Below are 26,074 nucleotides of genomic sequence, written 5' to 3' on the forward strand. Positions count from 1 at the left end.
GATGGAGTTATTCGCACTGAACGACGACGAACGGGTCATCACCGAGACGGCGGCCGCCTTCGCCGCGAAGCGCCTGGCGCCGTACGCCCTGGAATGGGACGCGGCCCAACACTTTCCGACGGACGTCTTGCGTGAGGCCGCCGAGCTCGGCATGGCGGCGATCTACTGCCGCGACGACGTCGGGGGTAGCGGGCTGCGCCGGCTCGACGGGGTGCGCATCTTCGAGCAGCTGGCGATCGCCGACCCGACGACCGCCGCATACCTATCCATCCACAACATGTGCGCGTGGATGATCGACACCTTCGGCACCGACGAGCAACGCAAGGAATGGATTCCGCGGCTGGCGCCGATGGATGCCATCGCGAGCTACTGCCTGACCGAGCCGGGCGCCGGATCCGACGCCGGCGCGTTGAGCACCCGCGCGGTCAGGCAGGGCGACGACTATGTACTCGACGGCGTCAAACAGTTCATCTCCGGTGCGGGCGCCTCCGACGTCTACGTGGTGATGGCCAGGACTGGCGGTGAAGGTCCACGCGGGATCTCGGCGTTCATCATCGAAAAGGGCACGCCCGGGCTGAGTTTCGGTGCGCTCGAGGAGAAAATGGGCTGGCACGCGCAACCCACCGCACAGGTGATCCTGGAGGGCGTGCGGGTGCCCGCCGACGCGATGCTGGGCGGCGCCGCCGGGGAGGGCGCCGGCTTCGGCATCGCGATGAACGGCCTCAACGGCGGCCGGCTCAACATCGCGGCGTGCTCGCTGGGCGGCGCGCAGGCCGCCTTCGACAAGGCCGGGTCCTACGTGCGCGAGCGGCAGGCATTCGGGTCGCCGCTGCTCGACGAGCCCACCATCCGGTTCACCCTGGCCGACATGGCCACCGGCCTGGAGACCTCGCGAATGATGTTGTGGCGGGCCGCGAGTGCCCTGGACGCCAACAACGCCGACAAGGTCGAGCTGTGCGCGATGGCCAAACGCTACGTCACCGACACCTGCTATGACATCGCGGACAAGGCCCTGCAACTGCACGGCGGCTACGGCTACCTGCGTGAGTACGGCCTGGAAAAAATCGTCCGCGACCTTCGCGTGCATCGAATCCTGGAAGGCACCAACGAAATCATGCGGGTGGTCATCGGCCGGGCCGAGGCCGCGCGGTTCCGAGCCAGCGCTTAGAAGGGTCCCAGATGACTGAGCATTTGACGGTGGCTTTCCTGGGCCTCGGCAACATGGGCGCGCCCATGGCAGCGAATCTTGTTGCCGCCAAGCATGCTGTGCGCGGATTTGATCCGGTGCCCGCGGCACTGTCCGCCGCAACCGCGAGCGGCGTCACCGGTTTCGACAGCGCTGCCGACGCGGTCGCAGGGGCCGACGTGGTCATCACCATGCTGCCCAACGGCGAGTTGGTCAAACGCTGCTACGCCGAGGTGCTGCCCTCCGCGCGCGCCGGTGCGCTGTTCATCGACAGCTCCACGATTTCGGTCAACGACGCCCGCGAAGTGCACTCGCTGGCGGAGTCGCACGGTGTTGCTCAGCTGGATGCGCCGGTCTCCGGCGGGGTCAAGGGCGCTGTCGCGGGAACGCTCGCCTTCATGGTGGGTGGCGACGAATCCGCGGTGCAGCAAGCGCGGCTGGTGCTGGAACCGATGGCGGGCAAGATCATTCACTGCGGCTCGGCCGGCGCGGGGCAGGCCGCCAAGGTGTGCAACAACATGGTCCTCGCGGTGCAGCAGATCGCGGTCGGCGAGGCGTTCGTGCTCGCCGAGAAACTCGGGCTGTCGGCGCAGGCGCTGTTCGATGTCATCACCGGGGCCACCGGCAATTGCTGGGCGGTACACACCAATTGCCCGGTGCCGGGACCGGTTCCGACATCGCCGGCCAACAACGACTTCAAGCCGGGCTTCGCGACCGCACTGATGAACAAGGACCTCGGCCTCGCGATGGACGCGGTGACCTCGACCGGCTCCACGGCGCCGCTGGGCACGCATGCCGCCGAGATCTACGCCAAGTTCGCTGCCGACCACGCCGACAAGGACTTCAGCGCGGTGATCGAAGCGCTGCGCGGCAGCTGATTGGGCCCGCGGATCCCGTTGGCGCCGGAAACGAATACGTGTTTTGCCCGCCTCTGAGCGACAACGGCTGTCGCTGTGAGGCGGGCAAACTCGACCTATCCAACCGCCCGGGCCCCGTTCGCCTCGGTTACCCGACTCTGGCCTCTATCACGCTGAGCGGTGACGCGGTGTGCACCACCCTGATCATGTGAAAGCCGGCTTGGCTAAGCAGGTTTCGGTACTCGGCTGCGACGCGTTCGCGAGCCCCCAAGTTCAGCAGCATCTCCAAATCCACCCACTTTCCCGGGAAATCACGGTCGTGTTCCGGGATGACTAACTCGATCAGGAGCAACGTGGCTCGGGGGCCGGCCGCCGCGTGGACCTTACGCAGGATCTGCACGGCCTTGTGGTCGGGCCAGTCGTGGATGATGTTCTTCAGGATGTAGGCGTCACCACCGGCCGGGACGCTGTCAAAAAACGACCCCTCCACCGTACGCACCCGCTCGGCCACATTGTGCTGTTGCAAAGGGCTCGTGGCGTTCACGACGACCCGAGGCAGGTCGTAGAGCACGCCGCGCGAAGACGGCGCCGCCGCCAAGATGGCAGCCAGCAGTGGGCCTTGCCCGCCGCCGACGTCGACGATCGTGGGAAAAGCGCCGAAGTCGTAGCCGGCGACCACCGACGCATCCGTCAGCTTCGAAACACTCGTCATCGTCTGGTCGAAGAGTTCGCCAAGCTCGGGATGATCGGCGAAGTAGTCGAAGCTCTCCTTGCCGCGTAATGCCGGCACGACGCTGCGTCCGGTTCGGATCGAGTCCACCAGCAGGGTCCAGCGTTCGCGCTGTTCCTGGGAGCCGTAGAACCGCGCAGCGCTGGTCAACGAGACCCGTGCGTCCGAACGTAGGGTATTGGCAAGGGAATTGAGCTCGTAGCGGCCGTCGCGGCGCTGGCGGAATATGCCCTTGCTGATCAAGGCACGCAGCAGCCGGCGGAGTGCGTCAGCGTCCGCCCTGACCCGGGCCGCCAGCTCTTCGATCGGCAGTGGCCCTTTCGCGAGCGCGTCGGCGACGCCGAGTTGGGCCGCCACGGTGATCGCCTGCGACGTCCAGGTGGCAACGATCATCTCCATCACCGCTGCGGGCGCGGGTGTCAGCCGTTGATTGAGCCGATACAGGTAATGGCGAATCCACTCGACCACGCGCGCCACCTTGGCGGGTGGCACCCTGCTGGCCGTCACTGGTTCTTCGCAGTCTCCGCGGACACGCAGCGCATCGGATTCATGTCGGACCTCCTGCCGCTACCACGCCGGCCAGCGGCAAGAAGTTCACCTCAGAAGTCCCCCGCGTTGCGCCGCAGAGTTTCGATCGACGACACCAGCGCCCGCGATTCGTCAACGGACATCCCGATATCGGCGAACACCCGCTCGTTGAGCATGACGGTGGCATCCTCGACGGTTGAGCGGCCCAGGTCGGTGATCTGCACCAGCGTCGTGCGCCCATCGGTCGGATGCGGGACCCGCTGCACCAGCCCGTCGGCCTCCAGCCGGCGAATTGCGTGGGTGACGCTGGTGACGTGAACCTGCAACCGGTCGGAGGCCTTGGTGATCGGCAAAGCGCCGGTCCGGCTGAACGCGAGGAGGCGCAGCAGCTCGAAGCGGGAGAAGCTCAAGTCGAAGGGACGCAGCGCGGTCTCGACGCGCGCGAGCAGGATCTGATGCGCGCGCATCACCGACGTCACCGCGACCATGCCCAGCGAAACATCGCCCCACCCGGCACGCTCCCAGTTGGCCCGCGCCGTGTCAACCTGATCGCGTTTTCCAGAGGCAGTCACGCCCCTGTTCTTACCGCACTTTGTGCGGCAATTTGGTCAGCCTGCCGACTTTGCCACCGCGACCAGCACCGCTTGGGTGGATACGCGGCTTCCCACGGTGATCCGGGCGGCGCCGTCAGGGTAGTAGCGAGCGTTCAACCCGCTGTCGGCGAAGACCTCTCGCCAAGGCCGCCCAACCGCAGGCAGATAGACGAAGTTACCGTGCCCGTCGGTGGTGTACACGCCCATTGCCCGAAGGCGCCGGGACAGGTAATCGCGCTCGCCGGTGACTCGTAAAATGCGTTGCCGCAGCTGGTCTTCAGCGTCATAGGACGCCGCAACCGCGGTCAAGCTGGTGATGCCCATGCCGAACGGCAATTGCATTTTCCACAGTGTCGTGGCCAGCTCTGGTGACGCGAACCCGTAGCCGATACGGAGTCCGGCTAACCCATAGGCCTTGGAGAACGTCCGCAGCACAACGACATTCGGAAAGCTCCGGATCAGGTCGGGTCCGTCGATGCGGTGCTGCGGTGCGGCGAACTCGATGTAGGCCTCGTCCAGCAGCACGATGGTGTCGTCCGGCACTCGCCGCAGGAATCGGTGCACATCCGCGACGGATTCCACGGTGCCGGTCGGATTGTGCGGCCTGCACAGGACGACGACGCTGGCGTCCACCGCCGCTTCGGCCATCGCCTCCAGGTCGTGGTGGCCGCGCTTATCGAGCGGAACGGTGACCGCCGTCAGGCGGGCCATCTGGCTGAAGATCGGATACCCGTCGAAAGTCGGCTCGCTCAGCACAATCCGATCACCGGGCCGGGTCACCGCATGCAGGACCTGCATCACTACCCCGCTCGCACCCGCCCCCAGCACGACTTGCTCCTCGCAGACCCGGATGTGATCGGCGATCAAGCGACGAAGCCGCTGCGGCAGGAACTCCGGATACCGGTTGGCGGAATCGATCGAGCGGACCAGCGCCGAGCGCACCCCCGGCAACGGTGGAAACGGGTTCTCGTTGAGCGACAATGCGAATGGATCGGTCGCGTTCGGTAGCGCATCGAGGATCTCGCCGGTGACGGAGTTCGCCGCTGTCATGGGAAACATCAGCCTCGTCCCCCCCAGCGGACCGCTGCCGCACCGGCGAAGTCGCCGGCGTGCGCAAAAGCGGCCATCATCACCATGTCGCCGGCCTTGACCTGACCGTCGGATATCGCACGATCCAGGTTGATCGGGATGCCGGCGCCGAACAGGTTGCCGCAGTCGTCAAAGGTGTCGCGATGGCGTTCGGGCGGCAACTCGAGCGCTTCGCGCCAGTTGCGCAGGAACACCTTGTTGGGTTGGTTGGTGACCAGCAGGTCGATGTCCTTGGAGGACAGCCCGATTCGATCACAGACCGCCAGCGCGACTTCAGGAACCTGCCGATTGCCGCGGGCCAGCACCTTCATGATTTTCGTTTCGGTGAACCCGATGCTGCCCTCACCGGGGCCGGGCTGCCACCACTTGCGGGGCGGGTCGATAGCGAGGGTCATGTCGCCCGCGTATTCGCCGTACGTGCGGCACTCGATGTCAACGATCGGGGATTGATCCGAAAGTGTCACCAATCCGACCGCAGCGCCGTCGCCGGGCACCGACGACTGCGCCTTGCGGCGCACCCCGGGCTGGTCGAAGATCTGGCCGGCGGCGTTCTGGGCGATCGCGATGAGGGCGGTGCGCCCTTGCCCTGATGCGAGTAGTTGGCGGGCCACTTTGAGGCCGAGAACGAACGCCGCGCACCCGCCATTGTGCAGGTCGAGCACCCAGGACGGGCGCATGCCCAGGCGGTGCGCGATGGCGCCGCCCCCGCCGTAGAACGGCACGTCGGGCATTTGGGCGTGGGTGATCAGCACGTCGACGTTGGCGATGGCGTCGTGCCCGTGCCGGTCGATGAGGCCCTGGGTGGCCCGCTCGACCATGTCGGTCGCGGATTCGTCCGGCCCGACGTGATGGCGGAACTTGGGCGCGCGGAACATCAGGTTTGCCGCCAGGTCGTCCGACCCGGCGAAATTCGCGTAGTAGTCGGCGCCGATCGGTTCCCCGGGCAGGTAGGTGGAAATGTCGGTCAGGCTGACAGTGGGCTGATTCATGATGCACTCATCCAGGCCGGTGTGATCGGCAGTCCGTTGCGGTGCCGGTATTCGGCAATTGTCTTGAGGTTGTTCAGTTCCAGCGCGTGACCGGGTCCGAACAGGTCCCAGAAGTCGCCCACCCAGCCGGTGCGCTGTGCCGGGACGGCTTCGGGGTAGGGGTTGTTGTCGTAGAACGGGTGACGGCAATTGGTCCACAGCACAACGGAACCGGGCTTGTCGAGGATCACTTGAGCGTCCAGCACCCGCATCAGGTAAATCATCCAAAGGTGCTTGCCCTGGTCCCAGGCGCAGTGGTAATCGACGGTACGGGCTTCGGCGGTAGCCACCGTTCGGGTGTAGATCTCGGTGTCCGGAAGCAACCGGTCGTAGGCCAGCCAGAGCCCGGGCTCGTCGGTGGGTGTGAAGCCGCGCAGCGTGTAGGTCCATTCCTCGAGGCTTCGGGTGTTGGCTAGATATGCGAACAACTCGTCTGGCGGGCAGTCGACGTAGTCGTTGACCGTGCAGTACTGGCCGAAGACCTCCTCGTGCGGGTAGACCGACCGCAACTTCTCCATGAACATCGGGGCGGTCTGCTCCAGCGGCGTGGTCTCGATGCGGACCAATCCCTCGATCGGCTCGGTGGTGCCGCTGTGCACGGCGATGTCGTCAAGCGCTGCTAGGGACATGGGATCTAGACTCCTCGTCGGTTGTAATTTGTTCTTGTGCAACATGATTGCCTGATTTTTGGTTCAAAAATGCTGAGAATGGCGGGATTTCGTCGGCGGAGCACTCGATGCTGATCAGTGACGGGCCGTCACTGATCAGCGCCCATTCCAGTGCGGCGGGCAGCGCGTCGATGTCGGCCACGTCGACCGACGGCAGCCCTGGAAACATCGCCGCCAGACCGGCCCCCAGCTGGCTGGGAGTGAACCGGTTGTAGCTGTACAGGTCGTCGTAGAGCAGCTGCTCACGGGTGACGCACATGGCGTGGGCGTTGTTGTTGAACAGCACGAAAGTCATCGGCAGTCGGTACTGCACCGCGGTGTGTACTTCCATGCCGTGCATGAAGAACGCCCCATCCCCGGCAATTACCACGGTGCGCCCGGTAGACCCCTCCTTCATCGCACGTCCGAAGGTCATCCCGATCCCAGCACCGAAGCTGTAACCCATGCCGCCCATGCCGAGCGCGACCGCAAAACGACCGTCCCGGCGAACCGGAAGATAGTGGATAGCGGCCGCACCGGTGTTGCCGGCGTCGACGACGATGTCGGTTCCGTCGGGCAACACGCGATCGAGCACGACCATGGCATCCCGGTAGCGCACACCCGCACCGGCGAAGGACGGTGGATGCAGTTCGGTGGCTGCCACGAAACCGGGCACCCGCAGGCCCCTTGCCCGTCCCGGCCCCGACAACGCTTTGATTAGCATCGTCAGTGACCCGCGCAGATCGTCGGTGTGCACGTGCGTGCACGGCACGTACGGCGGCGCCGAGCCGATTGAGACCGTCCGCACCGCCGCGAGCGCATCGTCCATACCGGCACGGGCGGTCACCGACAGTCGAGTTCCAACCACCAGGCACACGGCGCTCGCTGCCACCGCGTCGACCACACCGGGGTTGCCCATCACACCGGTCACACCGAGCGCGGACGACGAACCGGAACCCGGCGTGCCGGCAACATCTTTGGCGTCGGGAACGCATGCCACCTGGGCGCGCAGCAGGCCCCGCAACTCCTCGAGTTCGTGCCTGGCGTCATCGCGAGCCACCTGCTCGCCGGCGATGATCGTGATGGGTCCGCTCGCCTGGCGCAGAGCCCGCACGATCGCATGCGGATCACCGATGCCCGCTCCCAGACGTGCGAAGCCACGCCGGACATCATGGCCGTAGCCGTTTAAGCCGACCTTGGCCTGCTGAATATCCTTGGGCAGCAACAATACTGCCGGACCGCCGGAGCGCGCGGCCGCGATGGCGTTGGGCAATGCCGTGACGATGTCGGCGGGCGTCAGCACCCGCTGACAGAAGACCGACACGGCAGAAAATAACGCCTCGGCGTCCAATGAGCCGTTGCGGCCACTGGTGTCTTGAAAGCTGCCGCGACCGTCCATCGTGGTCGCCGGCTGACCCACCAGTGCCAACACCGGTATCCGGCTGGCGAATGATTCTCCAAGGCCCGGAATGAGATTGAGCGCACCGCCACCAGACGTCGCCGCCACTACCCCCAAACCGACGCCGCTGCGACTGTATCCGTCGGCCATCGCGGCCGCGGAAAACTCGTGCTTGGCCAACACAGCGGTGATGCCCGAACAGAAATGCGCGGCATCGTAGAGGTCTTCGATGTTGGCGCCGTCGACACCGAATATGTAATCGCTGTCGATTCTCGCGAGGTGTTCGACGATATGGTCGACCACCCTCTGTTGCCTTGGCATATGCCCCCACCCAACTCGTATGCCGGTAACACGAGCTTTGGATAGCCTCGGTTCAATCGGCGGCGGACTTTACAACGAACGCTCGAGGAGAACCTGGCCGTCATCAGCGGAAACGACCTGTACAGAGGCGATTTGATCGACCGGCATCGAGATGCTGCCGGCAGGGGTCGCCGTATGACCCGGATTCGCCACCCAGGTTGCCGTCCGTGTGTGACTACCGTCGCGACCCACCACGACCATCGCCAGTGTGTCGTGATTGGCGTTCAGCGGGGCCAGGCATACGCAGTTCATCGAGATCGACGTTCCCCAATGCTGGCCGCTGAGCGAGACCGTCGAGACCAGCCTGGTTGTCCCGACCTGCGCCATCGGCTCAACTGACACGCTCGCCTGCGGCGGCGTGGGCACGGCTGCCGGGGAGTGGCCCTGGGCCCCGACGCACACGCCGATCGCCAGCACAGCGGCCGCGGCGGCCCCGGCCGTCCACGTCACGATGCGGGACCGGCGGCGCCGCCAGTTCACCTTGGCCAGCAGCATCGGCAGCAACTTGTTAGGCACCAACGGTGCCTCACTGCGGTCGGCCGCGGCCATCGCCGCCAAGTCGTCACGATCCAGCTGAGACAGCAGGGCCGGCATGCCGCTGAGCTCACCAATTGCGCTGGGGCACAACGGGCAGTCCACCAGGTGTGTTTCGAATCCGCGCCGTTCGTCGGACGACAGCGCTCCGAGCACGTATGCGGCATCCCACATCGCGTACTCGTCATGCCTGGATAGGACACCGTCGTGCGGTCTCCTGGGCTGCCGTAGCGGCATCATCTTGTCACTCCGATCTTGTTGCTTGTTGCGCCACTGCGTCGGCGGTCAGCAGTCTGTCCCGGGCTCTGTTGACCTCGGCTGGACCGGGCTGATCGTCCGGGGAATTGATTTCGTTACGGGCCCGTGGCGACGGGCTCTCGTCGATGACTTATGGTGCGGGCGATGGCGATCCGTGCGATGTCCGGACAGCGGCGGTGCGCAGCGTTACAAAACCCACGTCGTCATAGGGTGCCTTCACCAGCTCGGCTTCCCGACCCATCGACCCGGTTAACACAGACACTCCATTCACCTCCATGCTGGTGAAACGATATGAGCGCCTGTTCGGTTCACGCGCAGCACAGCGGCACGCGTTAGCTGAGGCCGCCCATCCAGCTGTGGAATCGACCGTCCGGGTCGTAGGCCGCGCGCACCTTATCCAGGCGTGCCATGTTGGATTCGGCGATGACTCGGGCCGGACGGCGGCACAGATTCTCGTCGGCGAGCGAGCTGCCAGTCGCCAAGTGCGACATGGCCGCCATGTTCGACGCGGCCCAGTCGCGGTACCGCGCATCGTCGGCCGGATCCTGCCAGATCGTGTAGAGCGCCAGGTAGATCTCGTCTTCCACGCCGTACACCATGTCCGCACGCTCCTGGGACGTCTTCCAGCCCGTGAAAATGAAGTGCGAAGGGTGCGGTGGCATGGTTTCGATGATGTTGCGGATGCCCGGCAGTAATTGTTCTGCGGACGCCGACGTGAACATGTTGTCGGCGATGTAGCGTTGCCCCTTCGGGTAGCTGGCCATCACGGCGGCATACCAATTGGCCAAAGTCGTCGGCGCATAAGGAAGATTGACGATCGCCTTGTCGATGACCGGGCAACTGCCCAGCGGGGCAAGCGCTTTCATCGCCTCCTCCTCGGTGTCGGCGAACACCGGTGAGGCGATTGTGATGCCAGGCTGGTTGAGCCCGGCCGCCGGAAAGCTGCACGCAGTGTGGATCTGGAGTTCAACTCGGTCGTCGATCTCGGGAACGATCGAGCGTGCCCAGGTGAACACCTCGTCGGCAACCTCGATCGGATACATGTAGAGGCAGGTACCCCAGACGGCGGGACGCGGGTAGACCCGCAGCCGGAAGGAGGTGACCACACCGAAGAAGCCCGGCCCAGAGCCGCGCGCCGCCCAATACAGGTCCGGATGGTTCTCAGTGTCGCAGTAGATCTGTTCCCCGTCGGCGGTGACGACTTCCAGTCCAAGCACGCTCTCGCACGCAGGTCCGAGCACCGGACTGTTCCAGCCGTAGCCGCCCTGCAGAAGAAAGCCGCCGAGGCAAATGCCTTCGCAATGGCCGGCGGGGAAGAATAGCCCTTGCGAGTCCAGTTCTGTCGCAAAGACACTGGCGACTTTGCCCGGACCGACGTCCGCGATCATCCGATCCGGATCGACGGTGCAGTGGTCGAGGCGACTGACGTCGAGCAGCAGACCGCCGTCACGCAGGTGACTGGCTGTCCAGCTGTGCCCACCGGAACGCACACCGACATGGTGTCCGTTGGCTCGTGCGTAACGGATCGCCGCGACCACGTCTTCGGTGTCGCTCGCTTGCACGATTACATCGGGAAAGCGTTCTGGCAGCAGGCCATTCCACACCGTTGCCCGGCGGGCCGTCTCGTAACCATCTGCGCCACACAGGAATTTCTTTTCGGTGGAAAGTAAAATCACTGCGCCCCCATGGTTTTCACATACGCCATCTCCGACCGCATTCCCGGGATGGCCCCGTCAAACGTCCGATACTGCCGAGCCAAGCCGGTCTGATCTAGGTAGAGCGCGACCTCGGCGGCCAGCGGAGTCGCCGCCAGCCGGATCGCCCGGAGCGGACCGTTAGGCGGAATGCCGTATCCGATTGCGAACATTCCGTCGCTCACGTGGGAGGCAAAGCCGCCCCTCGGTTTGCCGTGCTCGTCGAGGACGCCAAGATGCCCGACCATACTGTCGAGTTCCGTCGCGAACCCGGTAGCGGCAATGATCACCTGCGGCGCGACCGACGCCCCGTCGGCGAGGATCACGCCGTCGGATTCGACCGCCTTGACAGCGCCGACGACCTCCACGCGCCCGGCCCGCACGGCGTCGATGAGCTCGTCGGCCAGCGTCGGGATACGACCCCGTGTTTCCACCGTCGCCTTCAGGCCCAGTGGCGGGCGCGCGAAGCCGTAGGCCGACAGGTCACCACCCCACATCAGGCGGTTCATCCGCGTGATCACCGGATCGACCACTTTCGCGGGGACCCGCGAGAACAGCTCAAGAAAAATATCCGAGGGAATCGGCCCGATGGCCCGCCGCACCAGGTGCGGCGGTGTGCGCACCGCGAGCCAGATCCGTCGCGCGCCGTCGTTAGCGAGTTGCACAGCGATGTCGGCCGCCGAATTGCCCGCGCCAACGACGAGAACGTCGCGGCCACGGTAGGGCCACGCGTTGACGAGGTCCCCGGAATGAACGATCTCGCCGTTGAAACCACCGAGTCCGGGCCATGCGGGGATGGTGGGTACACTGTAGTTGCCCGTGGCGAGAACGATTGCCGGAGTGCGGATTTCGCCGGCCGACGTGTCAAGTTGCCAGAGTCGCCCGGCACGCTCGACACGGTGGACGTCACATCCGAGCGCCAGGGCGATGTTCTGCCGCGCGACGTAATGATCGAAATAGCGAACCATGTCCTCCTTGGTCGGCCAGCGGCCGGCGCTCAAGGGGATCCGTTGTCCGGGAAGGTGCGACAAAAATCCGGTCGTGTTGAGCCGGAAGTTGTCATAACGCGTGCGCCAGGAAATCGCCGGGGCCGCTGCGCGATCGAGAACGAGCGTGTTGACGCCGTGCTGATGATCGAGTTCCCGCGCGACAGCCAGACCGGCGGGCCCCGCCCCGATGACAACGACGTCGGGGTCCCCAGTCTCTGCGGTCATACCTTTGACACGATCCGCGAGCGGCTTCAGTTCACCGGCGCGGCGAGCCGGCGCCGCCTACAGCGAATGCTGCAGCAGCACCTGACCTGTGTCCGCGGCGACCACTTGCACTGCGGCAATCCGGTCCATCGGGGTCGAGATGCTGCCGGCGGGTGTCGCGGTGTGGCCGGGCTCGGCCACCCACGTTGCCAGCCGGGTCTGGCTCCCGTCGCGGCCCACGACCACCATTGCCAGCGTGTCGTGGTGCGCGTTCAGCGGAGCTAGGCAGACGCACTTGAGGTTGATCGACGTTCCCCAGTGCTGGGGGGACAGCGCCACGTCGGAGGCCAACAGCGTGGTGCCCACCTGTGACATCGGTTGAGCGGACGCCGTGACCTGCTGGGCAGGTGGCGAGAAGTAGCCCTGCACACCGACGAACACGCCGAGTGCGAGCACCACCGCCGCGGCCGCCGATGCCACCCAGGTGACAACGCGCGTGCGCCGCCGGCGCCAGGCCACCTTCGCCAACAGCATCGGCAACAACTCCGGTGACATCGTCGGGGCGTCCGGCAACGACCCAGTAGTGCGGGCGGACTCGTCGATCGCCGCCACTTCTTCACGGTCAAGCTGCGACAGCAGGGCCGGCACGCCACTGAGGTCAGCGACGGCATCCCGGCATTGCGGGCATCCAGCCATGTGCATCTCGAATTCGCGGCGGTCGCTGGCGGAAAGCGACCCCAGCACGTATGCGGCATCCCACATCGCGTAGCGGTGGTTGTCTTCCATGATCAGACCAAAAACCTCGTTGTCGCCGGGCGGCCCGGCGCCTCGTAGCGGCGTCCTCATTTCATCCATCTCCATTCACCCCTCAAGTATTCGGACCCGATGGCCACCCGGATGGGGTGGTTGGCTGTCATCGGGTAACTCCAAGTTCCTGCAGAGTGAGCCGCAAGGCGCGCACGGCATAGTGTAGTCGCGACTTCACGGTTCCCTCGGCGATTCCGAGGTCGGCGGCAGTTTGCGCGGTGGTCCACCCTCGGTAGTAGGACCGCTCGATCACGGCCCGGTGTTCGGTCGATAGCTGCGTCATCGCGTCGGCGATCAGCAGCCGATCCAGGGCCGCGTTCACCTCGTCCGGCGTCGCCTGTTCGGGCGCACCGTCCTCGTCGGTCGAACCGACCACGTAGCGGTACCGGGCGCTGCGCCGATCGTCGATGATCAGGTTGCGGGCCACGGTAAACAACCACGCACGCGCCGAGCGCTCGGTGTCACCGATGACCTCGGGATGCTGCCATGCCCGCAACAACGTCTCCTGGACGACGTCCTCGGCATGACTCGCATCGCCGCCGGTCAGCCGCAGCGCATAGCGCCACAACACGGCGGCATGCTCGTCGTAGAGCGCCTTCATCAGAGCGGCTTCCCCAGCCGCGGTGCCAGCCACACGAGCCACTCGATCACCTCCCGTCTACTTGGAAACGAGTCGAGTAGGTGTTTAGTTCAGCGTCAGGATGCGCGGTCCGGAGTCGGTCACCGCGACAGTGTGCTCCCAGTGCGCGGCGCGTGATCCGTCGGTGGTGGTCACCGTCCAGTCGTCGTCGAGAATCACCGTTTTGCCGCGCCCGAGGGTCAGCATCGGTTCGATGGCCAGCACCGAGCCGGCCGCCAGCAGTGGGCCTCGGCCCGGCGCGCCCTCGTTCGGCAAGAACGGGTCCAGGTGCATCTGTCGGCCGATGCCGTGCCCGCCGTAGCCCTCCACGATGCCGAACGGGCGGCCGTACCGGGCCTCGGCCGCGCGGGTGCCCGTCTCGATGGCATGCGAGACGTCGGTCAGCCGGTTGCCGGGGATCATCGCCGCGATCCCGGCCTCCAGCGACTCCTTGGTCGCGGCGCACAGCGCCTCGTCGGCCGGATCCAGGGCGTCGACACCGAAGGTGATCGCCGCGTCGCCGTGCCAGCCGTCGAGCACCGCGCCGCAGTCGATGGACACCAGGTCACCGGGCGCGAGAAGCTCTGCGGCCGAAGGGATCCCGTGCACGACTCGGTCGTTGACCGACGCGCAGATGGACGCCGGATACCCGTGATAGCCCAGGAAGGACGGTGTCGCGCCGGCCTGCCGGATCACCGCTTCGGCAATCTCGTCGAGGCCCAGGGTCGATGCCCCGGCTACGGCGGCGGCACGGACCGCCTGCAGGGCGGTGGCGACCACCGCGCCGGCCGCGGCCATCGCCTCGAGTTCCGCCGCGCTGCGCTGCGGCACAGTCCTGCGACTCCGCAGCCGCGCCAACGGGCGCATCCCTACTTACCCAGCGCTTGCAGCGCGCGAGCGAACACCTCATCCATCGTGCCGATGGCGTCGACAGTCTTCAACTCGCCGCTGTAGTACTCCAACAGCGGCGCCGTCTCGTCGCGGTAGACCTTCATCCGGTTGACGATCACCTCTTCGGTGTCGTCGGCCCGGCCACGGCCCTTGAGACGCTGCAGCAACTCGTCCTCCGACACCCGGAATTCCAGCACCGCGTCGATGTCGGTGCCCCGGCGCCCGAGCATTTCGTGCAGCGCCTTGGCCTGCTCCACCGAGCGCGGATACCCGTCCAGGATGAAGCCGTTGGCCACGTCCGCGTCGTTCAGGCGGTCGTCGACGAGCTGGTTGGTCAATTCCGACGGGACCAGGTCGCCGGCGTCGAGGTAGCGCTTGGCCTCCAGGCCGAGCTTGGTGCCTTCGCCGATGTTGCGCCGGAAGAGTTCGCCTGTGGAGATCTGCGGGACGCCGAGCTTCTCTTCAAGCTTTTCGGCCTGGGTGCCCTTGCCCGCCCCGGGCGGCCCCAGCAAAACGACTCTCACTTGAGGAACCCTTCGTAGTTGCGCTGCATGAGCTGGCTCTCGATCTGCTTGACCGTATCCAACCCGACGCCAATCATGATCAAAACCGCAGTACCACCGAAGGGCAGGTTCTGCACGGCCCCGCCATTGCCGATCTGAAGGAACAGGTTCGGCAACACGGAAATGGCACCCAGGTAGATCGAGCCCGGCAACGTAATCCTGCTCAGCACGTAACGCAGATAGTCGGCGGTCGGCTTCCCGGGGCGAATGCCGGGAATGAAGCCGCCGAACTTCTTCATTTCGTCGGCACGCTCGTCTGGGTTGAACGTGATCGATACGTAGAAGTACGTGAAGAAGATGATCAGCCCGAAGTAGATGCCGATGTATACCGGATCGCTCGGGTCCGACAGGTAGCTGCCGACGAACTTGTCCCACCAGCTGTTGCCGACACCGCCACTGCCGCTGCGCACCAGCTGGGTGATCAGGTGCGGGATGTAGATCAGCGACGACGCGAAGATGACCGGGATAACACCCGCCTGGTTGACCTTCAGCGGCAGGTAGGTGGACGTTCCGCCGTACATGCGCCGGCCCACCATGCGCTTGGCGTACTGCACCGGGATACGCCGCTGGCCCTGCTCGACGAAGACCACGCCGACGATGATGGCCAGCGCCGCGACGCAGACGGCGGCAAAGATGATGCCGCCGCGGCTGTCCAGGATGCTCTTTCCCTCGGACGGGATGCGGGCGGCGATACCGACGAAGATCAGCAGGGACATCCCGTTGCCGATGCCGCGTTCGGTGATCAGCTCACCCATCCACATCACCAAGGCCGCGCCCGAGGTCATCACGAGCACGATGACGATCAGGGTGAAGATGCTCTGGTCGGCGATGATGTCCAGGGAGCAGCCCTGCAGCAGGCCGCCGTTGGCCGCCAGGGCCACGATGCTGGTTCCCTGCAGCACGGCCAGCGCGATCGCCAGGTACCGCGTGTACTGCGTCATCTTGGCCTGGCCCGACTGGCCCTCCTTGCGCAACTCCTCGAAGCGCGGGATGACCACGGTGAGCAGCTGCACGATGATGCTGGCGGTGATGTAGGGCATTACGCCCACCGCGAACACCGTCAGCTTCAGCAGCGCGCCACCGGAGAACAGGTTGATCAGCGAGTAGATCTGCCCGGCCTCGCCACCGCTGGCCTCTTTGATGCACTGCTGGACATTAGGAAAGTTGACCCCAGGCGACGGCAGCGCAGCGCCGAGCCGGTACAGCACGACGATGCCAAGCGTGAAAAGGATCTTCCGTCTCAGGTCGGCTGTCCGCAGCGATGAGATGAAAGCCGAAAGCACTCTTCCTCCTGCGCAACCTAGGTTAATCCTGCGTCACGCGCCCAACTCCCGCAGGCCAGGACGAACGGCGTCGCGCGTCAAATCGTGTACGAGACTAACAGCTGGCGCGGGTAGCTCCTTAAAAGGCCCGTCATCCAAGCATGCCAAAACGGCCGAAAAAGACACAGCGACTGCATAGCTACTAGGCGTAGAGTTCTGCTGGTTCGTTGCATTTGCTAAGTATCAAAAGCTGGGTCACGGCGGCAGGAGCGCAGATGACGCACGCGGGCGGCACACGGTTCGGCGATGACGCCGGTGACCTGGCCTCCTGCCTGAGCCGGACACTCCCTTACCGCCGTCCGGGCAGCCGGCCCGCCGGCCGAACGGGAATCGCCGATCAACGACGACGGCACAGCCCCGATCTAGGCCATTCATGTTTCGGCCGAACCCCTCGAGGAGCACCATGACACGCACCGATCAAGACAGCTGGGACCTCGCCTCGAGCGTCGGCGCGACGGCCACCATGGTCGCCGCGGCCCGCGCCTTGGCCAGCAACGAGGCCAGCCCGATCATCAACGACCCTTTCGCGGCCCCACTGGTGCGGGCGGTAGGGCTCGACTTCTTCCGCAGGTTGGTCGACGGCGAGGTCGCGCTATCCGAGGCGTCCGAGGACGGCGAGCGGAATCTGCAGACCGAAACCGATTCCATTGCGGTCCGCACGCGTTTCTTCGACGACTTCTTTCTCAATGCGGCCCGCGACGGCGTCCGGCAATCGGTGATTCTGGCGGCGGGACTCGATGCGCGCGCCTACCGATTGGCCTGGCCGAGCGAGAGCGTCGTTTACGAAGTCGATCAGCCGAAAGTCATCGAATTCAAGACCACCACGATGTCCAGCCTCGGTGCGGCGCCGACCGCCGAGCGGCGCACCGTCAGCATCGACCTGCGGGAAGACTGGCCGGCCGCGTTGCGCAGCAACGGTTTTGACGTCACCCAGCCGACGGCCTGGAGCGCCGAAGGCCTGCTGATGTACCTGCCGCCGGATGCGCAGGACCGGCTCTTCGACAACATCACCGAGCTGTCCGCGCCGGGCAGCCAGCTGTCCACCGAATACCACGGCGAATCGGACTCGACGCTGACGATGTCGGATCGCGCCAAGCAGTTCAGCCAGCGGTGGGCCACGATCGGCTGCGACATCGACCTGTCCGGCCTCTTCTTCGACGGCGAGCGCAGCAATGTCGTCGACTACCTGACCGGCCGCGGCTGGCAGACCAGCGCCCGGCCGCGGCGCGAGCTGTTCACCGAGTACGGCCGCACCTTCCCCGACGACGAGACGTCGCAGCTACGCAACATCATCGCCCTGACCGCAACGCTCGGATAGGAGTGCTCCCATGACCAACGCATCCGACACCCCCGACACCAAACGATTCGACGGTGACAGCTGGGATTTGGCGTCCAGCGTCGGCGCTACCGCGACGGCGGTCGCGGCCCGGCGGGCGATGGCGTCCAAGGGGCCGAACCCGCTGATCGACGATCCGTTCGCCGAGCCTTTGGTCAACGCCGTCGGCGTCGACGCCTTCATCCGGATGATGAACGGCGAAGTCGAATTGTCCGACGACGATCCCGCGTTCACGCCGCAACGGCTCAGCGAGGGCATGGCGGTGCGCACCCGCTTCTTCGACGCCTTCTTCCTCGAGGCCGCCGAAGCCGGTGTGCGCCAAGCGGTCATCCTCGCCTCGGGCCTGGACACCCGCGCCTACCGGCTGCCGTGGCCGGCCGGGACCGTGCTCTACGAGATCGACCAGCCGCAGGTGATCGAATTCAAGACGCGCACGCTGTCCGATCTGGGCGCGGCGCCGACCGCCGACCGCCGGACGGTCGCGATCGACCTGCGCGACGATTGGGTGGCCGCGTTGCGCGGCAACGGATTCGACCCGGCGCAGCCGACGGCGTGGATCGCCGAGGGGCTGCTCGGGTACTTGCCGCCGGACGCCCAGGACCGGCTGTTCGACAACATCACCGCGCTGTCGGCACCCGGCAGCCGCATCGGCACCGGCTATGTCTCCGACATGCGCGACCGGGTCGATAAGCGGGGCCGCGAAATGAGCGAACGTTGGCGGCGCATGGGCCTGAACCTCAACTGGTCCGACCTGGTCTACACCGGCGAGCGCAACGACGTGGTGGCCTACCTTGGCGAGCGAGGCTGGCAGACATCGGTGCGCAGCACGCCGGAGATGTACGCGCACAACGGCTTTGAGTTCCCCACCGAACCGTCCATGGCCGCCTTCGGCGACATCAAATACGTATCCGCGACGCTGAACTAGGAGTGTGGGCATGACGCGCACCGATCAAGACACGTGGGACCTTGCCTCCAGCGTGGGGGCCACGGCGACCTGGGTCGCCGCCTGCCGGGCATTGGCCAGCAAGCAGCCGGGCGCGCTGATCGACGATCCCTTCGCCGACCCGCTGGTCCGCGCCGTGGGCGCACAGTTCTTCGTCGGCGTGCTCGACGGCGAGATCAACGACGAGACGGGCGGCGTGGACCCCGATGCGGATCCCGACGTCGAGTACAACCTGCAGCGGATGACCGACATGATGGCCGTTCGTACCCGGTATTTCGACGACTTCTTCACCGACGCAACGGAAGCCGGCATTCGCCAGGTCGTGATCCTGGCCTCTGGCCTGGACTCGCGGCCGTACCGGCTGCCGTGGCCGGCGGGCACCGTCGTGTACGAAGTCGATCAGCCCGCCGTCATCGAGTTCAAGTCCACGTCGTTGGCGAAGTTGGGCGCCCAGCCGACCGCCGAGCGCCGCACCGTCGCGGTCGACCTGCGGGACGATTGGCTAACAGCGTTGCGAGAGGCCGGTTTTGACGAGTCGCGGCCGAGCGCGTGGAGCGCGGAAGGCCTGCTGATGTACCTGCCGCCGGACGCCCAGGACCGGCTGTTCGACGCCATCACCACGCTGAGCGCGCCGGGCAGCCGGCTGGCCACCGAATACCACCACAACGGAATCCCGCTGCTGGAGAAGCGGGCCAAGGCGATGGCCCGGCGCTGGGGCCAGTTCGGCTTCAACACCGATGTGTCCACGCTGGTGTACCACGGCGAGCGCACCCCGGCGGCCGACTACCTGAGCGCGGCCGGCTGGCAAATCGAGGCGCACACCCGCGCCGACCAGTTCGCCGACGCCGGGCTAACCGTCACGGGCGAGAGCCTCAAGGCGCTGCAGAACAGCATCTCGGTCATCGCCACCAAGCAGTAGCGCTCAGCGCGGTTTGGCGGCGGGCGTCCGGACGACCAACGGCGCGGCCGGGAAGCACCACGCCATCTCGGTGCGCGACTTGCGCAGTGCGGCAGTGCCGTAGCCCCGCTTGCGGTGCTCGGGGTGGATCCAGATCCGCACCTGCACCTCGCCCCCGAGCAGCTCGCCGAACACCATCCCGACCTTGTCGCCCGAATCGATCGCGACAAACCAGGCGGCCTCTTCGTCGTCGACGCGCGCCAGCGCCGAGCGGATCTCGTCGTCGAGATTGCCCGCCTGCCCGCCCGATCCGTCGCCCGATGCGCCACCCATGTCCTCGGTGCGGACGGCGAAGATGTCGCGGTCCTCGTCGGCGGAGAACGGCCGCAGCTCCAGGCTCTCGCCCGAGCTCGCCGGCCGCTCCCCCAGCGTGAAGCTGAGCTGCTTGTTCAGGTCCTCGAGCTCGGCCTGGATGATCCTGCGCGAATCCTTGGTGAGCTGTTCGAAGGACAAGCCAAACACCGCTTCGGCGCCCGCGTGCGACGTGTCGAGTAAACCGGCGATCGCGTCGATCGCGGCCGCGTTGCTGTCGGCCTCCACGATGAGGTCGAGCACTTCATGCCGGCGTTCGAGAGCTTTCAACAGGGCGTCGGCGATCTCTCGGCGGGCAGCCTTGCGGTCGTGGTCAGTCATTGCACAAGCCTAGAGCGCGAACACGGGTATCGCGCTAGAACCTCGCACCGGATGCCGGCGACGGCCGCTCCCCCAGCTCCAGGAAGCGTCGATAGCGGTCCTCGACCGGGCCGGCCCACGCCGGATCCGGATCGACGACGACGTCGGCGGACGCCCAGCGCGCGGCGTCGTCGATCGTCGTCTCCAGGCCGGCCGCCATGCGGGCCAGGAAAGCCGCGCCCAGCGCCGCGCCCTCGGCCACCCCCGATACCGCCACCGGCCGGCCGGTCGCGTCGGCGACGGCCTGCATCCACGGCCGCAGCCGGGTGCCGCCACCGGTGGCCACGATGCGCGATACCGGAACTCCGCTGCACTCGATGAGCTGGCGGACGACGAAGCCCGACGCTTCGTAGGCGGCCCGCCGCAGCGAGGCGGCGTCATGGGTGAGGTCCAGCCCGTCCAGCACGGCCCTGCGATCCGGGTCGTGAAACGGCGTGCGCTCCCCGCGAATGTAGGGCGACCACACCGGAACCCGCCCCGGAGCGACCGACGCCGGGTCGCCCGGACCGATCACGCGGTCGACCCAGCCGAGGAACAGGCCGCCGGCGTTGCTGGCACCGCCGATCTGACTCTTGCCGGCCTTGGTGTGCGGAATGGTCCACAGCCCGGGCACCTGGCGGGCCTCGGCGATCGTGGTCCACACGATCAGCGTGGTGCCACACATCACCAGCACGTCCCCGTCGCGGTCGGCGCCGGCGACAATCTGCTCGCAGATCGCGTCGATGGCCCCGACCGCCAGCACCGCGCCGGTCCCGTGCACCTGCCCCGCGGCCGCCCCGATGGTCTGCACCCGGGGCATCTGCTCGACGGTCGCGCCGTGCCCGGCGCACGACGCCGCGTTCCAGCCGGTCCCGTCGAAAAGCGGGTATGCCGTGGCGGCAGTGGCGAAGTCGATCACCGGCTCGCCGCCCAGGGCGTGGTTGGCCACCGCGGGCGCCGGCCAGTAACCGGCGGCGCCGGGCGCGGCGGCGGCCGTCCAGCGCAGGAATTCGGCGGCCTCGCCCAGCGCGGGAAGCGGCTGAGGTCCCCCTTTCGCGGCCTCCGACGGCCGGCCGCGTTCGTCGCCGTACAGTAGCCCCGGCGTGATGGCCGTGCCGGTCGAATCGACCGCGGTCAGTGACGGGACCATCGCCGAAACGGCGACCGCGCGGACGTCGGGCCCGGGCGCCAGCTGCTGTAGCGCGGCCAGCGGGCCCCGCCGCCACGCCTCGTCGGCGTCGTGCTCCATCCGGTTGGGGCTCGGCACCCGCACCTGATGGGGGATGCGCACCCGCGCCGCCACCCGCCCGTCCTCGGCCGCGACTACCGCTTTGACCGCGGTGGTGCCGATGTCGATGCCGATTGTGACGCCATTACGTGACACGGGCGTCACCGTACGCCAGCATTGGGGATCGTGACATCAAGACCGCGCGCCCTGGTGACAGCCCCGTTGCGTGGACCGGGGTTCGCCAAACTGCGCGAGCTGGCCGACGTGGTGTACGACCCGTGGATCGACCAGACGCCGCTGCGGATCTACAGCGCCGAGCAGCTGGCCGAACGGATCTCCGCCGAGGCCGCCGACATCGTTGTCGTGGAGACCGATTCGGTAAAGGGGCCGGTGTTCGATCTCGGCCTGATCGCGGTGGCCTCCACCCGCGGCGACCCGAACAACGTCGACATCGCCGGGGCGACCGCGGCCGGCATTCCGGTGCTGAACACGCCGGGCCGCAACGCCGACGCGGTCGCCGAGATGGCAATCGCATTGCTGTTCGCGGCCACCCGCCACCTGGTGAGCTCGGACGCGGATGTCCGCGGCGGCAACATGTTTCGCGATGGCAGCATCCCGTATCAGCGGTTCCGTGGCGCCGAGATCGCCGGGCGCACCGCCGGGTTGGTGGGCCTGGGCGCCGTCGGCCGCGCGCTGGCGTGGCGGCTGTCCGGGCTGGGCATGCGCGTCATCGCCTGCGACCCGTATCACGACGAAGCCGAGCACAGCCTCGACGAGTTGTTGGCCGAGGCCGACGTCGTCTCCCTGCACGCACCGGTCACCGAGGACACCGCGGGCATGATCGGCGCCAAGCAGTTCGCGGCCATGCGCGACGGCGTGGTGTTCGTCAACACCGCGCGCGCCCAGCTGCACGACACCGACGCGCTCGTCGACGCCCTGCGCTCCGGCAAGGTGGGCGCGGCGGGGCTGGACCACTTCGTCGGCGAGGTCTTGCCGACCGATCACCCGCTGGTGGGCATGCCCAACGTCGTCCTGACGCCGCACATCGCCGGGGCGACCTGGGACACTGAGGCACGGCAGGCGCAGATGGTCGCCGACGATCTGGCAGCGTTGCTGTCCGGCAACACGCCCGCCCATCTCGTCAACCCGGAGGTGCTGGGGTCATGAAATTCGTCGACAACCCCGAGACCGCGGTGCTGGACGCGGCCAAGGACATGCTGCGCCGCGGCCTCGTCGAGGGGACCGCGGGCAACATCTCCGCGCGGCGGTCCGACGGCAACATCGTGATCACGCCGTCGTCGGTCGACTATCGCGACATGCAGCTCGACGACCTGGTGCTGGTCGACCCGGACGGCGCCGTGCTGCAGGCCGCGCAGGGGCGCAACCCGTCGTCGGAGATGCACCTGCACCTGGCGTGCTATCAGGCGTTCGACGACATCGGCAGCGTCATTCACAGCCATCCGGTGTGGGCCACCATGTTCGCCATCGCGCACCAGCCGATCCCGGCCTGCATCGACGAGTTCGCGGTCTACTGCGGTGGTGAGATCCGGTGCGCCGACTACGCCGCGTCCGGGACACCCGACGTCGGGGCCAACGCGGTCAAGGCCCTTGAAGGACGTGGCGCGGCCCTGATCGCCAACCACGGCCTGGTGGCGGTGGGCCCGCGTCCCGACAAGGTGCTGCACATCACCGCACTGGTGGAGCGGACGGCGCAAATCGTCTGGGGGGCAAGGGCTCTCGGCGGCCCGGTGCCCATCCCCGAGGACGTGAACCGAAACTTCGCCGGCGTCTACAGCTACCTGCGCACCAACCCTCTATGAGCCGCGCACAGGTGGGCCGCGCCTGTGTGACGCGCATCGTGGAATTCCAATTCGAGCTGGGCACAAACTCTTTCGCCAAAACCCCGCCGGCGGGCTGGCACGACAACGCCGACCTGCTGGTGCCGGACTTCTTCGACCCCGGCACCGACAAGTGGCGGATCGCGGTGCAAAGCTGGGTCATCGAGGTCGACGGGCTGACCGTCGTCGTGGACACCGGCGTCGGAAATGACCGGCAGCGCCCGCACATGCCGCCGCTGGATCACCTGAACACCGCGTTCCTCGCCGGGTGGGACTCGGCCGGCATCGACCGCGGCGCCGTCGACGTGGTGATCAACACCCACATCCACTCCGACCACGTCGGCTGGAACACCATGCTGGACGGCAACTCTCGGAATGCCTGGGTGCCGACGTTCCCCAACGCCCGATACCTGGCTCCCGCGGCCGATTACCGGTACTTCGCGCCCGACGGGCCCGCGGCGCGGCAATCGCCGCGCACCGAGGCCGAAGCGGCCCAGCAGCACGGCGATCAGTTGGTATTCGCCGACAGCGTGCTGCCGATCGACGAAGCCGGACAGCTGGTCCAGTGGGCCGACGACTACCAGATCAGCGAATCGCTGCGGCTGCGACCGGCGGCCGGGCACACGCCGGGGTCCTCGGTGCTGTGGCTGGACGCCGGCGAGCCCGCGGTGTTCGTCGGCGACCTCACCCACAGCCCGTTGCAGGTGCGCCGCCCCGCCGACCCATGCGCCTTCGACGTGGATGCCGCCGCGGCGACCGCTACCCGGCGCCGGATCTTCACCGAGGCCGCGCACGCGCACGCCGCCGTGATCCCCGCGCATTACCCCGGCCGCGGCGGCGCGACGATCCGCGCCGTCGCGGACGGGTTCGACGTCGACGAGTGGCTGGAGATCGAATCCCTATGAGCTACCGCGTGGTTCAGTGGTCGACCGGCAACATCGGCAAGCGCGCGCTTGGCGCAATGATCGACCGCGACGATTTCGAGGTGGTCGGCGTCCACGCCTTCGGCGCCGACAAGGTCGGCTGTGACGCGGGAGTTCTCGTCGAGGGTCCGCCGATCGGGGTGGCCGCGACCGACGACGTCGACGCGCTGATCGAGCTTCGGCCGGACTGTGTGAACTACATGCCGCGCGCCATCGACTACGACCTGGTGATCCGGCTGCTGCGCACCGGCATCAACGTGGTGACCACGGGTGATTTTGTGACCGGCACGCACCACCCAGTCGAACTCCCCGCTCTCGAGGAGGCGGCGCGCCACGGCGGCGCGACCTTCCTGGGCACGGGATTCGAGCCCGGCTTCGTCAACGTCGTCGCCGGCTTCCTCACCGGGGCGTGCCGACGCGTGCGCAGCATCAGACTCGTCGAAACACTGGACTGCACAACCTATCCCGTTCAAGATGTCTGGAAGGTGCTGGGATTCGGCAAGCCGCCCCGAGAGCCGGTGACGCACCTCGACCCGGCGGCGCAACGATACGGCCTCGGCTACTTCGAAACGCTCGATATGATCGCCACGATGCTGGGTGTCGACCTCGACTCCAAAGACGCCTTCGTCGAACCCGCGGTGCTGACCCGCGATCTGGATTTGGGATGGGTCCAGTACGCCGCCGGCACCAGCGGGGGCCAACGCCGTACCTATCGCGGTCTGCGCAACGGCCGCCCGGTGATCGAGCTGGCGATCTGCTGGACCATGAGCGACGATGCGCTCGATCCGCACTGGGAAGACCCCAAGGGGTTCAGCGTGGTGATCGACGGCGACCCGTATGTCGACGCGACGATCCGGTTCGGCCACCCGGGGCAGGACGTGATGACCGTGTTGATGGACAGCACCGCCATCGCGGCGGTCAACGCCATCCCCTTTCTCTGCGACGCCCCGCCGGGCATCATCACCCCAATTGATCTGCCCATCATGGGGTCTCACGGCGCGTTGGCTTAGGCGGCCCGCACGTTTCGTCTGCGCCAATCTCGGGGCGACATGCCGTGCTCCCGGCTGAACAGCCGACTGAAGTAGCCGGGGTCGGCCATCCCCACCCTGCCGGCGATCTCGGCGACCGGAAGGTCGGTGTCGACCAGCAAGCCGCGCGCCTCGGCCATGCGGCGTTCGATGATCCACTCGACGACGGTGCGCCCGGTGCGGCGGCGTACGACGGTGGTCAGATGCCCCGGTGTCATGGCGACTTCGTTCGCCACATCGCGCAGCGACAGCGGCTCGCCGTGGCGCCGGTCGATCACCGCGAACACGTCGGCCAGCAGCGGCTCGCCGCTGCGCCGTAGGCCGGCGACCACGTCGCGGGCCAGGCGCGCGAGCTCGATCAACAGCAGCGTCAGATGGGCCAGGGCCGCCTGCCGGTGGCCGTCCTGACGCGCGGTCAGCTCCGACTCGATGGAGCGAATCGCGCTGTCCCACAGGGGCCGCCGGTCGGCGGGCACCTCCAGCTGCAACACCCCGCCGGAATGCCCGTGCAGGAAGGGGAACAGCAGCGGGTGTGCCCGCCACGCGGGCCACGGCGATCGCGCGTCCTCACCCAGCGCGGCGGGATCGAAGAACACCGCGACCCCGCCCGCCAGGTCGTACAGCTCGCCCGGGTCGAGCACCTGGCCCGCGGCCAGGACGTACACCAGGCCCGCTTCGTGGGCGTACCACAGGGCCGGGAAGTCGTGAATGTGACGACCGAGCGAGCCGACGTCGTAGCGGGCATGCCGGTGCACCGCGATGGGCGAGGTATCCGGGCCGGACCGGTACTGGTAGACGGGCACGCCATCGCGATGGCTGATCACCCGGGCAAGCTGCGTCATAGTGTGTCGCTAAAGATAATCCTAGTTTT

Annotated in this window: 26 protein-coding genes; 9 read left to right on the forward strand and 17 right to left on the reverse strand. The window is 66.9% G+C overall.

Translation table 11 applies throughout. The features are described from left to right. Window position 1 precedes the first annotated feature (1 nt). Together MRAB57_RS03020 and mmsB are read left to right on the forward strand one after the other, a co-directional pair. The gene (locus MRAB57_RS03020; protein ID WP_077086239.1) at window positions 2-1,168 is read left to right on the forward strand and encodes an acyl-CoA dehydrogenase family protein; all 1,167 of its coding nucleotides are present in this window, start codon (window positions 2-4) and stop codon (window positions 1,166-1,168) included. Window positions 1,169-1,179: 11 nt separating this feature from the next. Continuing rightward, on the forward strand, window positions 1,180-2,064 hold the full coding sequence (gene mmsB, locus MRAB57_RS03025; protein ID WP_077086240.1) for a 3-hydroxyisobutyrate dehydrogenase: 885 nt from the start codon (window positions 1,180-1,182) through the stop codon (window positions 2,062-2,064). 127 nt (window positions 2,065-2,191) lie between these two features. Here the strand turns inward: mmsB and MRAB57_RS03030 are convergent, their stop codons facing one another. The 14 genes from MRAB57_RS03030 to secY form a co-directional block, all read right to left on the reverse strand. Further along, entirely contained in the window at window positions 2,192-3,250 is a 1,059-nt protein-coding gene (locus MRAB57_RS03030; RefSeq protein ID WP_425436660.1) for a methyltransferase, read from the reverse strand. 122 nt (window positions 3,251-3,372) lie between these two features. Next, window positions 3,373-3,873: a MarR family winged helix-turn-helix transcriptional regulator gene (locus MRAB57_RS03035; protein WP_077086242.1), complete on the reverse strand. Its 501-nt coding sequence runs from the start codon at window positions 3,871-3,873 to the stop codon at window positions 3,373-3,375. Window positions 3,874-3,909: 36 nt separating this feature from the next. Further along, a complete protein-coding gene (locus tag MRAB57_RS03040; protein ID WP_077090357.1) occupies window positions 3,910-4,944 on the reverse strand; it encodes a pyridoxal phosphate-dependent aminotransferase in 1,035 nt (344 codons plus the stop codon). 8 nt (window positions 4,945-4,952) lie between these two features. After that, on the reverse strand, window positions 4,953-5,972 hold the full coding sequence (locus MRAB57_RS03045; RefSeq protein ID WP_077086243.1) for a 3-oxoacyl-ACP synthase III family protein: 1,020 nt from the start codon (window positions 5,970-5,972) through the stop codon (window positions 4,953-4,955). Beyond that, on the reverse strand, window positions 5,969-6,640 hold the full coding sequence (locus MRAB57_RS03050; protein ID WP_077086244.1) for an SRPBCC family protein: 672 nt from the start codon (window positions 6,638-6,640) through the stop codon (window positions 5,969-5,971). The genes MRAB57_RS03045 and MRAB57_RS03050 overlap by 4 nt, the downstream gene beginning before the upstream one ends. Continuing rightward, window positions 6,621-8,378: a thiamine pyrophosphate-binding protein gene (locus MRAB57_RS03055; protein WP_077086245.1), complete on the reverse strand. Its 1,758-nt coding sequence runs from the start codon at window positions 8,376-8,378 to the stop codon at window positions 6,621-6,623. The genes MRAB57_RS03050 and MRAB57_RS03055 overlap by 20 nt, the downstream gene beginning before the upstream one ends. 69 nt (window positions 8,379-8,447) lie before the next feature. Continuing rightward, window positions 8,448-9,188: an anti-sigma factor family protein gene (locus MRAB57_RS03060; RefSeq protein WP_077090358.1), complete on the reverse strand. Its 741-nt coding sequence runs from the start codon at window positions 9,186-9,188 to the stop codon at window positions 8,448-8,450. Window positions 9,189-9,541: 353 nt separating this feature from the next. After that, window positions 9,542-10,885, reverse strand: coding sequence for an FAD-binding oxidoreductase (locus MRAB57_RS03065; RefSeq protein ID WP_077086246.1), 1,344 nt, complete (start codon window positions 10,883-10,885; stop codon window positions 9,542-9,544). After that, a complete protein-coding gene (locus tag MRAB57_RS03070; RefSeq protein ID WP_083743287.1) occupies window positions 10,882-12,117 on the reverse strand; it encodes a flavin-containing monooxygenase in 1,236 nt (411 codons plus the stop codon). The genes MRAB57_RS03065 and MRAB57_RS03070 overlap by 4 nt, the downstream gene beginning before the upstream one ends. Before the next feature lie 57 nt (window positions 12,118-12,174). After that, window positions 12,175-12,951 carry an anti-sigma factor family protein gene (locus MRAB57_RS03075; protein WP_108638039.1) on the reverse strand — a complete coding sequence of 259 codons (777 nt, stop codon included), beginning with the start codon at window positions 12,949-12,951 and terminating at the stop codon, window positions 12,175-12,177. A gap of 58 nt (window positions 12,952-13,009) precedes the next feature. Next, entirely contained in the window at window positions 13,010-13,546 is a 537-nt protein-coding gene (locus MRAB57_RS03080) for a sigma-70 family RNA polymerase sigma factor (protein WP_077086247.1), read from the reverse strand. Window positions 13,547-13,588: 42 nt separating this feature from the next. After that, on the reverse strand, window positions 13,589-14,389 hold the full coding sequence (gene map, locus MRAB57_RS03085) for a type I methionyl aminopeptidase (protein WP_077086248.1): 801 nt from the start codon (window positions 14,387-14,389) through the stop codon (window positions 13,589-13,591). Window positions 14,390-14,391: 2 nt separating this feature from the next. Beyond that, complete coding sequence (locus tag MRAB57_RS03090; RefSeq protein ID WP_077086249.1) at window positions 14,392-14,937, reverse strand: adenylate kinase; 546 nt, start codon at window positions 14,935-14,937, stop codon at window positions 14,392-14,394. Next, window positions 14,934-16,259, reverse strand: a complete 1,326-nt coding sequence (gene secY / locus MRAB57_RS03095; RefSeq protein WP_077086250.1) for a preprotein translocase subunit SecY — start codon at window positions 16,257-16,259, stop codon at window positions 14,934-14,936. The genes MRAB57_RS03090 and secY overlap by 4 nt, the downstream gene beginning before the upstream one ends. A 442-nt stretch (window positions 16,260-16,701) precedes the next feature. On the opposite strand from secY, the gene MRAB57_RS03100 reads away from it, so the two are divergent. From MRAB57_RS03100 to MRAB57_RS03110, 3 genes are read left to right on the forward strand one after another with little or no spacing between them, the layout of a single operon-like run. Beyond that, a complete protein-coding gene (locus MRAB57_RS03100) occupies window positions 16,702-17,616 on the forward strand; it encodes a class I SAM-dependent methyltransferase (RefSeq protein ID WP_077086251.1) in 915 nt (304 codons plus the stop codon). A gap of 10 nt (window positions 17,617-17,626) precedes the next feature. Further along, window positions 17,627-18,559: a class I SAM-dependent methyltransferase gene (locus tag MRAB57_RS03105; protein ID WP_077086252.1), complete on the forward strand. Its 933-nt coding sequence runs from the start codon at window positions 17,627-17,629 to the stop codon at window positions 18,557-18,559. Window positions 18,560-18,569: 10 nt separating this feature from the next. Continuing rightward, window positions 18,570-19,496, forward strand: coding sequence for a class I SAM-dependent methyltransferase (locus MRAB57_RS03110; protein WP_077086253.1), 927 nt, complete (start codon window positions 18,570-18,572; stop codon window positions 19,494-19,496). Between the two features lie 3 nt (window positions 19,497-19,499). On the opposite strand, the gene MRAB57_RS03115 is transcribed toward MRAB57_RS03110, so the two are convergent. Further along, a complete protein-coding gene (locus MRAB57_RS03115; protein ID WP_077086254.1) occupies window positions 19,500-20,168 on the reverse strand; it encodes a GNAT family N-acetyltransferase in 669 nt (222 codons plus the stop codon). Window positions 20,169-20,202: 34 nt separating this feature from the next. Beyond that, complete coding sequence (locus tag MRAB57_RS03120) at window positions 20,203-21,570, reverse strand: xylulokinase (RefSeq protein WP_077090360.1); 1,368 nt, start codon at window positions 21,568-21,570, stop codon at window positions 20,203-20,205. Between the two features lie 30 nt (window positions 21,571-21,600). Between MRAB57_RS03120 and MRAB57_RS03125 the strand changes: the two genes are divergently transcribed. The 4 genes from MRAB57_RS03125 to MRAB57_RS03140 are packed head-to-tail and all read left to right on the forward strand — an operon-like array spanning window position 21,601 to window position 25,185. Further along, window positions 21,601-22,581: an NAD(P)-dependent oxidoreductase gene (locus MRAB57_RS03125; protein WP_077090361.1), complete on the forward strand. Its 981-nt coding sequence runs from the start codon at window positions 21,601-21,603 to the stop codon at window positions 22,579-22,581. Beyond that, a complete protein-coding gene (locus MRAB57_RS03130) occupies window positions 22,578-23,234 on the forward strand; it encodes an L-fuculose-phosphate aldolase (RefSeq protein ID WP_077086255.1) in 657 nt (218 codons plus the stop codon). Before MRAB57_RS03125 ends, MRAB57_RS03130 begins: the two co-directional genes overlap by 4 nt. Then, window positions 23,231-24,157: an MBL fold metallo-hydrolase gene (locus tag MRAB57_RS03135; protein ID WP_077086256.1), complete on the forward strand. Its 927-nt coding sequence runs from the start codon at window positions 23,231-23,233 to the stop codon at window positions 24,155-24,157. Before MRAB57_RS03130 ends, MRAB57_RS03135 begins: the two co-directional genes overlap by 4 nt. Further along, window positions 24,154-25,185: an NAD(P)H-dependent amine dehydrogenase family protein gene (locus tag MRAB57_RS03140; protein ID WP_077086257.1), complete on the forward strand. Its 1,032-nt coding sequence runs from the start codon at window positions 24,154-24,156 to the stop codon at window positions 25,183-25,185. Before MRAB57_RS03135 ends, MRAB57_RS03140 begins: the two co-directional genes overlap by 4 nt. Here the strand turns inward: MRAB57_RS03140 and MRAB57_RS03145 are convergent. Then, window positions 25,182-26,045: a helix-turn-helix transcriptional regulator gene (locus tag MRAB57_RS03145; protein ID WP_077086258.1), complete on the reverse strand. Its 864-nt coding sequence runs from the start codon at window positions 26,043-26,045 to the stop codon at window positions 25,182-25,184. The two genes, MRAB57_RS03140 and MRAB57_RS03145, sit on opposite strands and share 4 nt — an antisense overlap. Window positions 26,046-26,074: the final 29 nt, after the last annotated feature.

Source organism: Mycobacterium rhizamassiliense, assembly GCF_900157375.1.
In the GTDB taxonomy this organism is placed as follows: Bacteria; Actinomycetota; Actinomycetes; order Mycobacteriales; family Mycobacteriaceae; genus Mycobacterium; species Mycobacterium rhizamassiliense.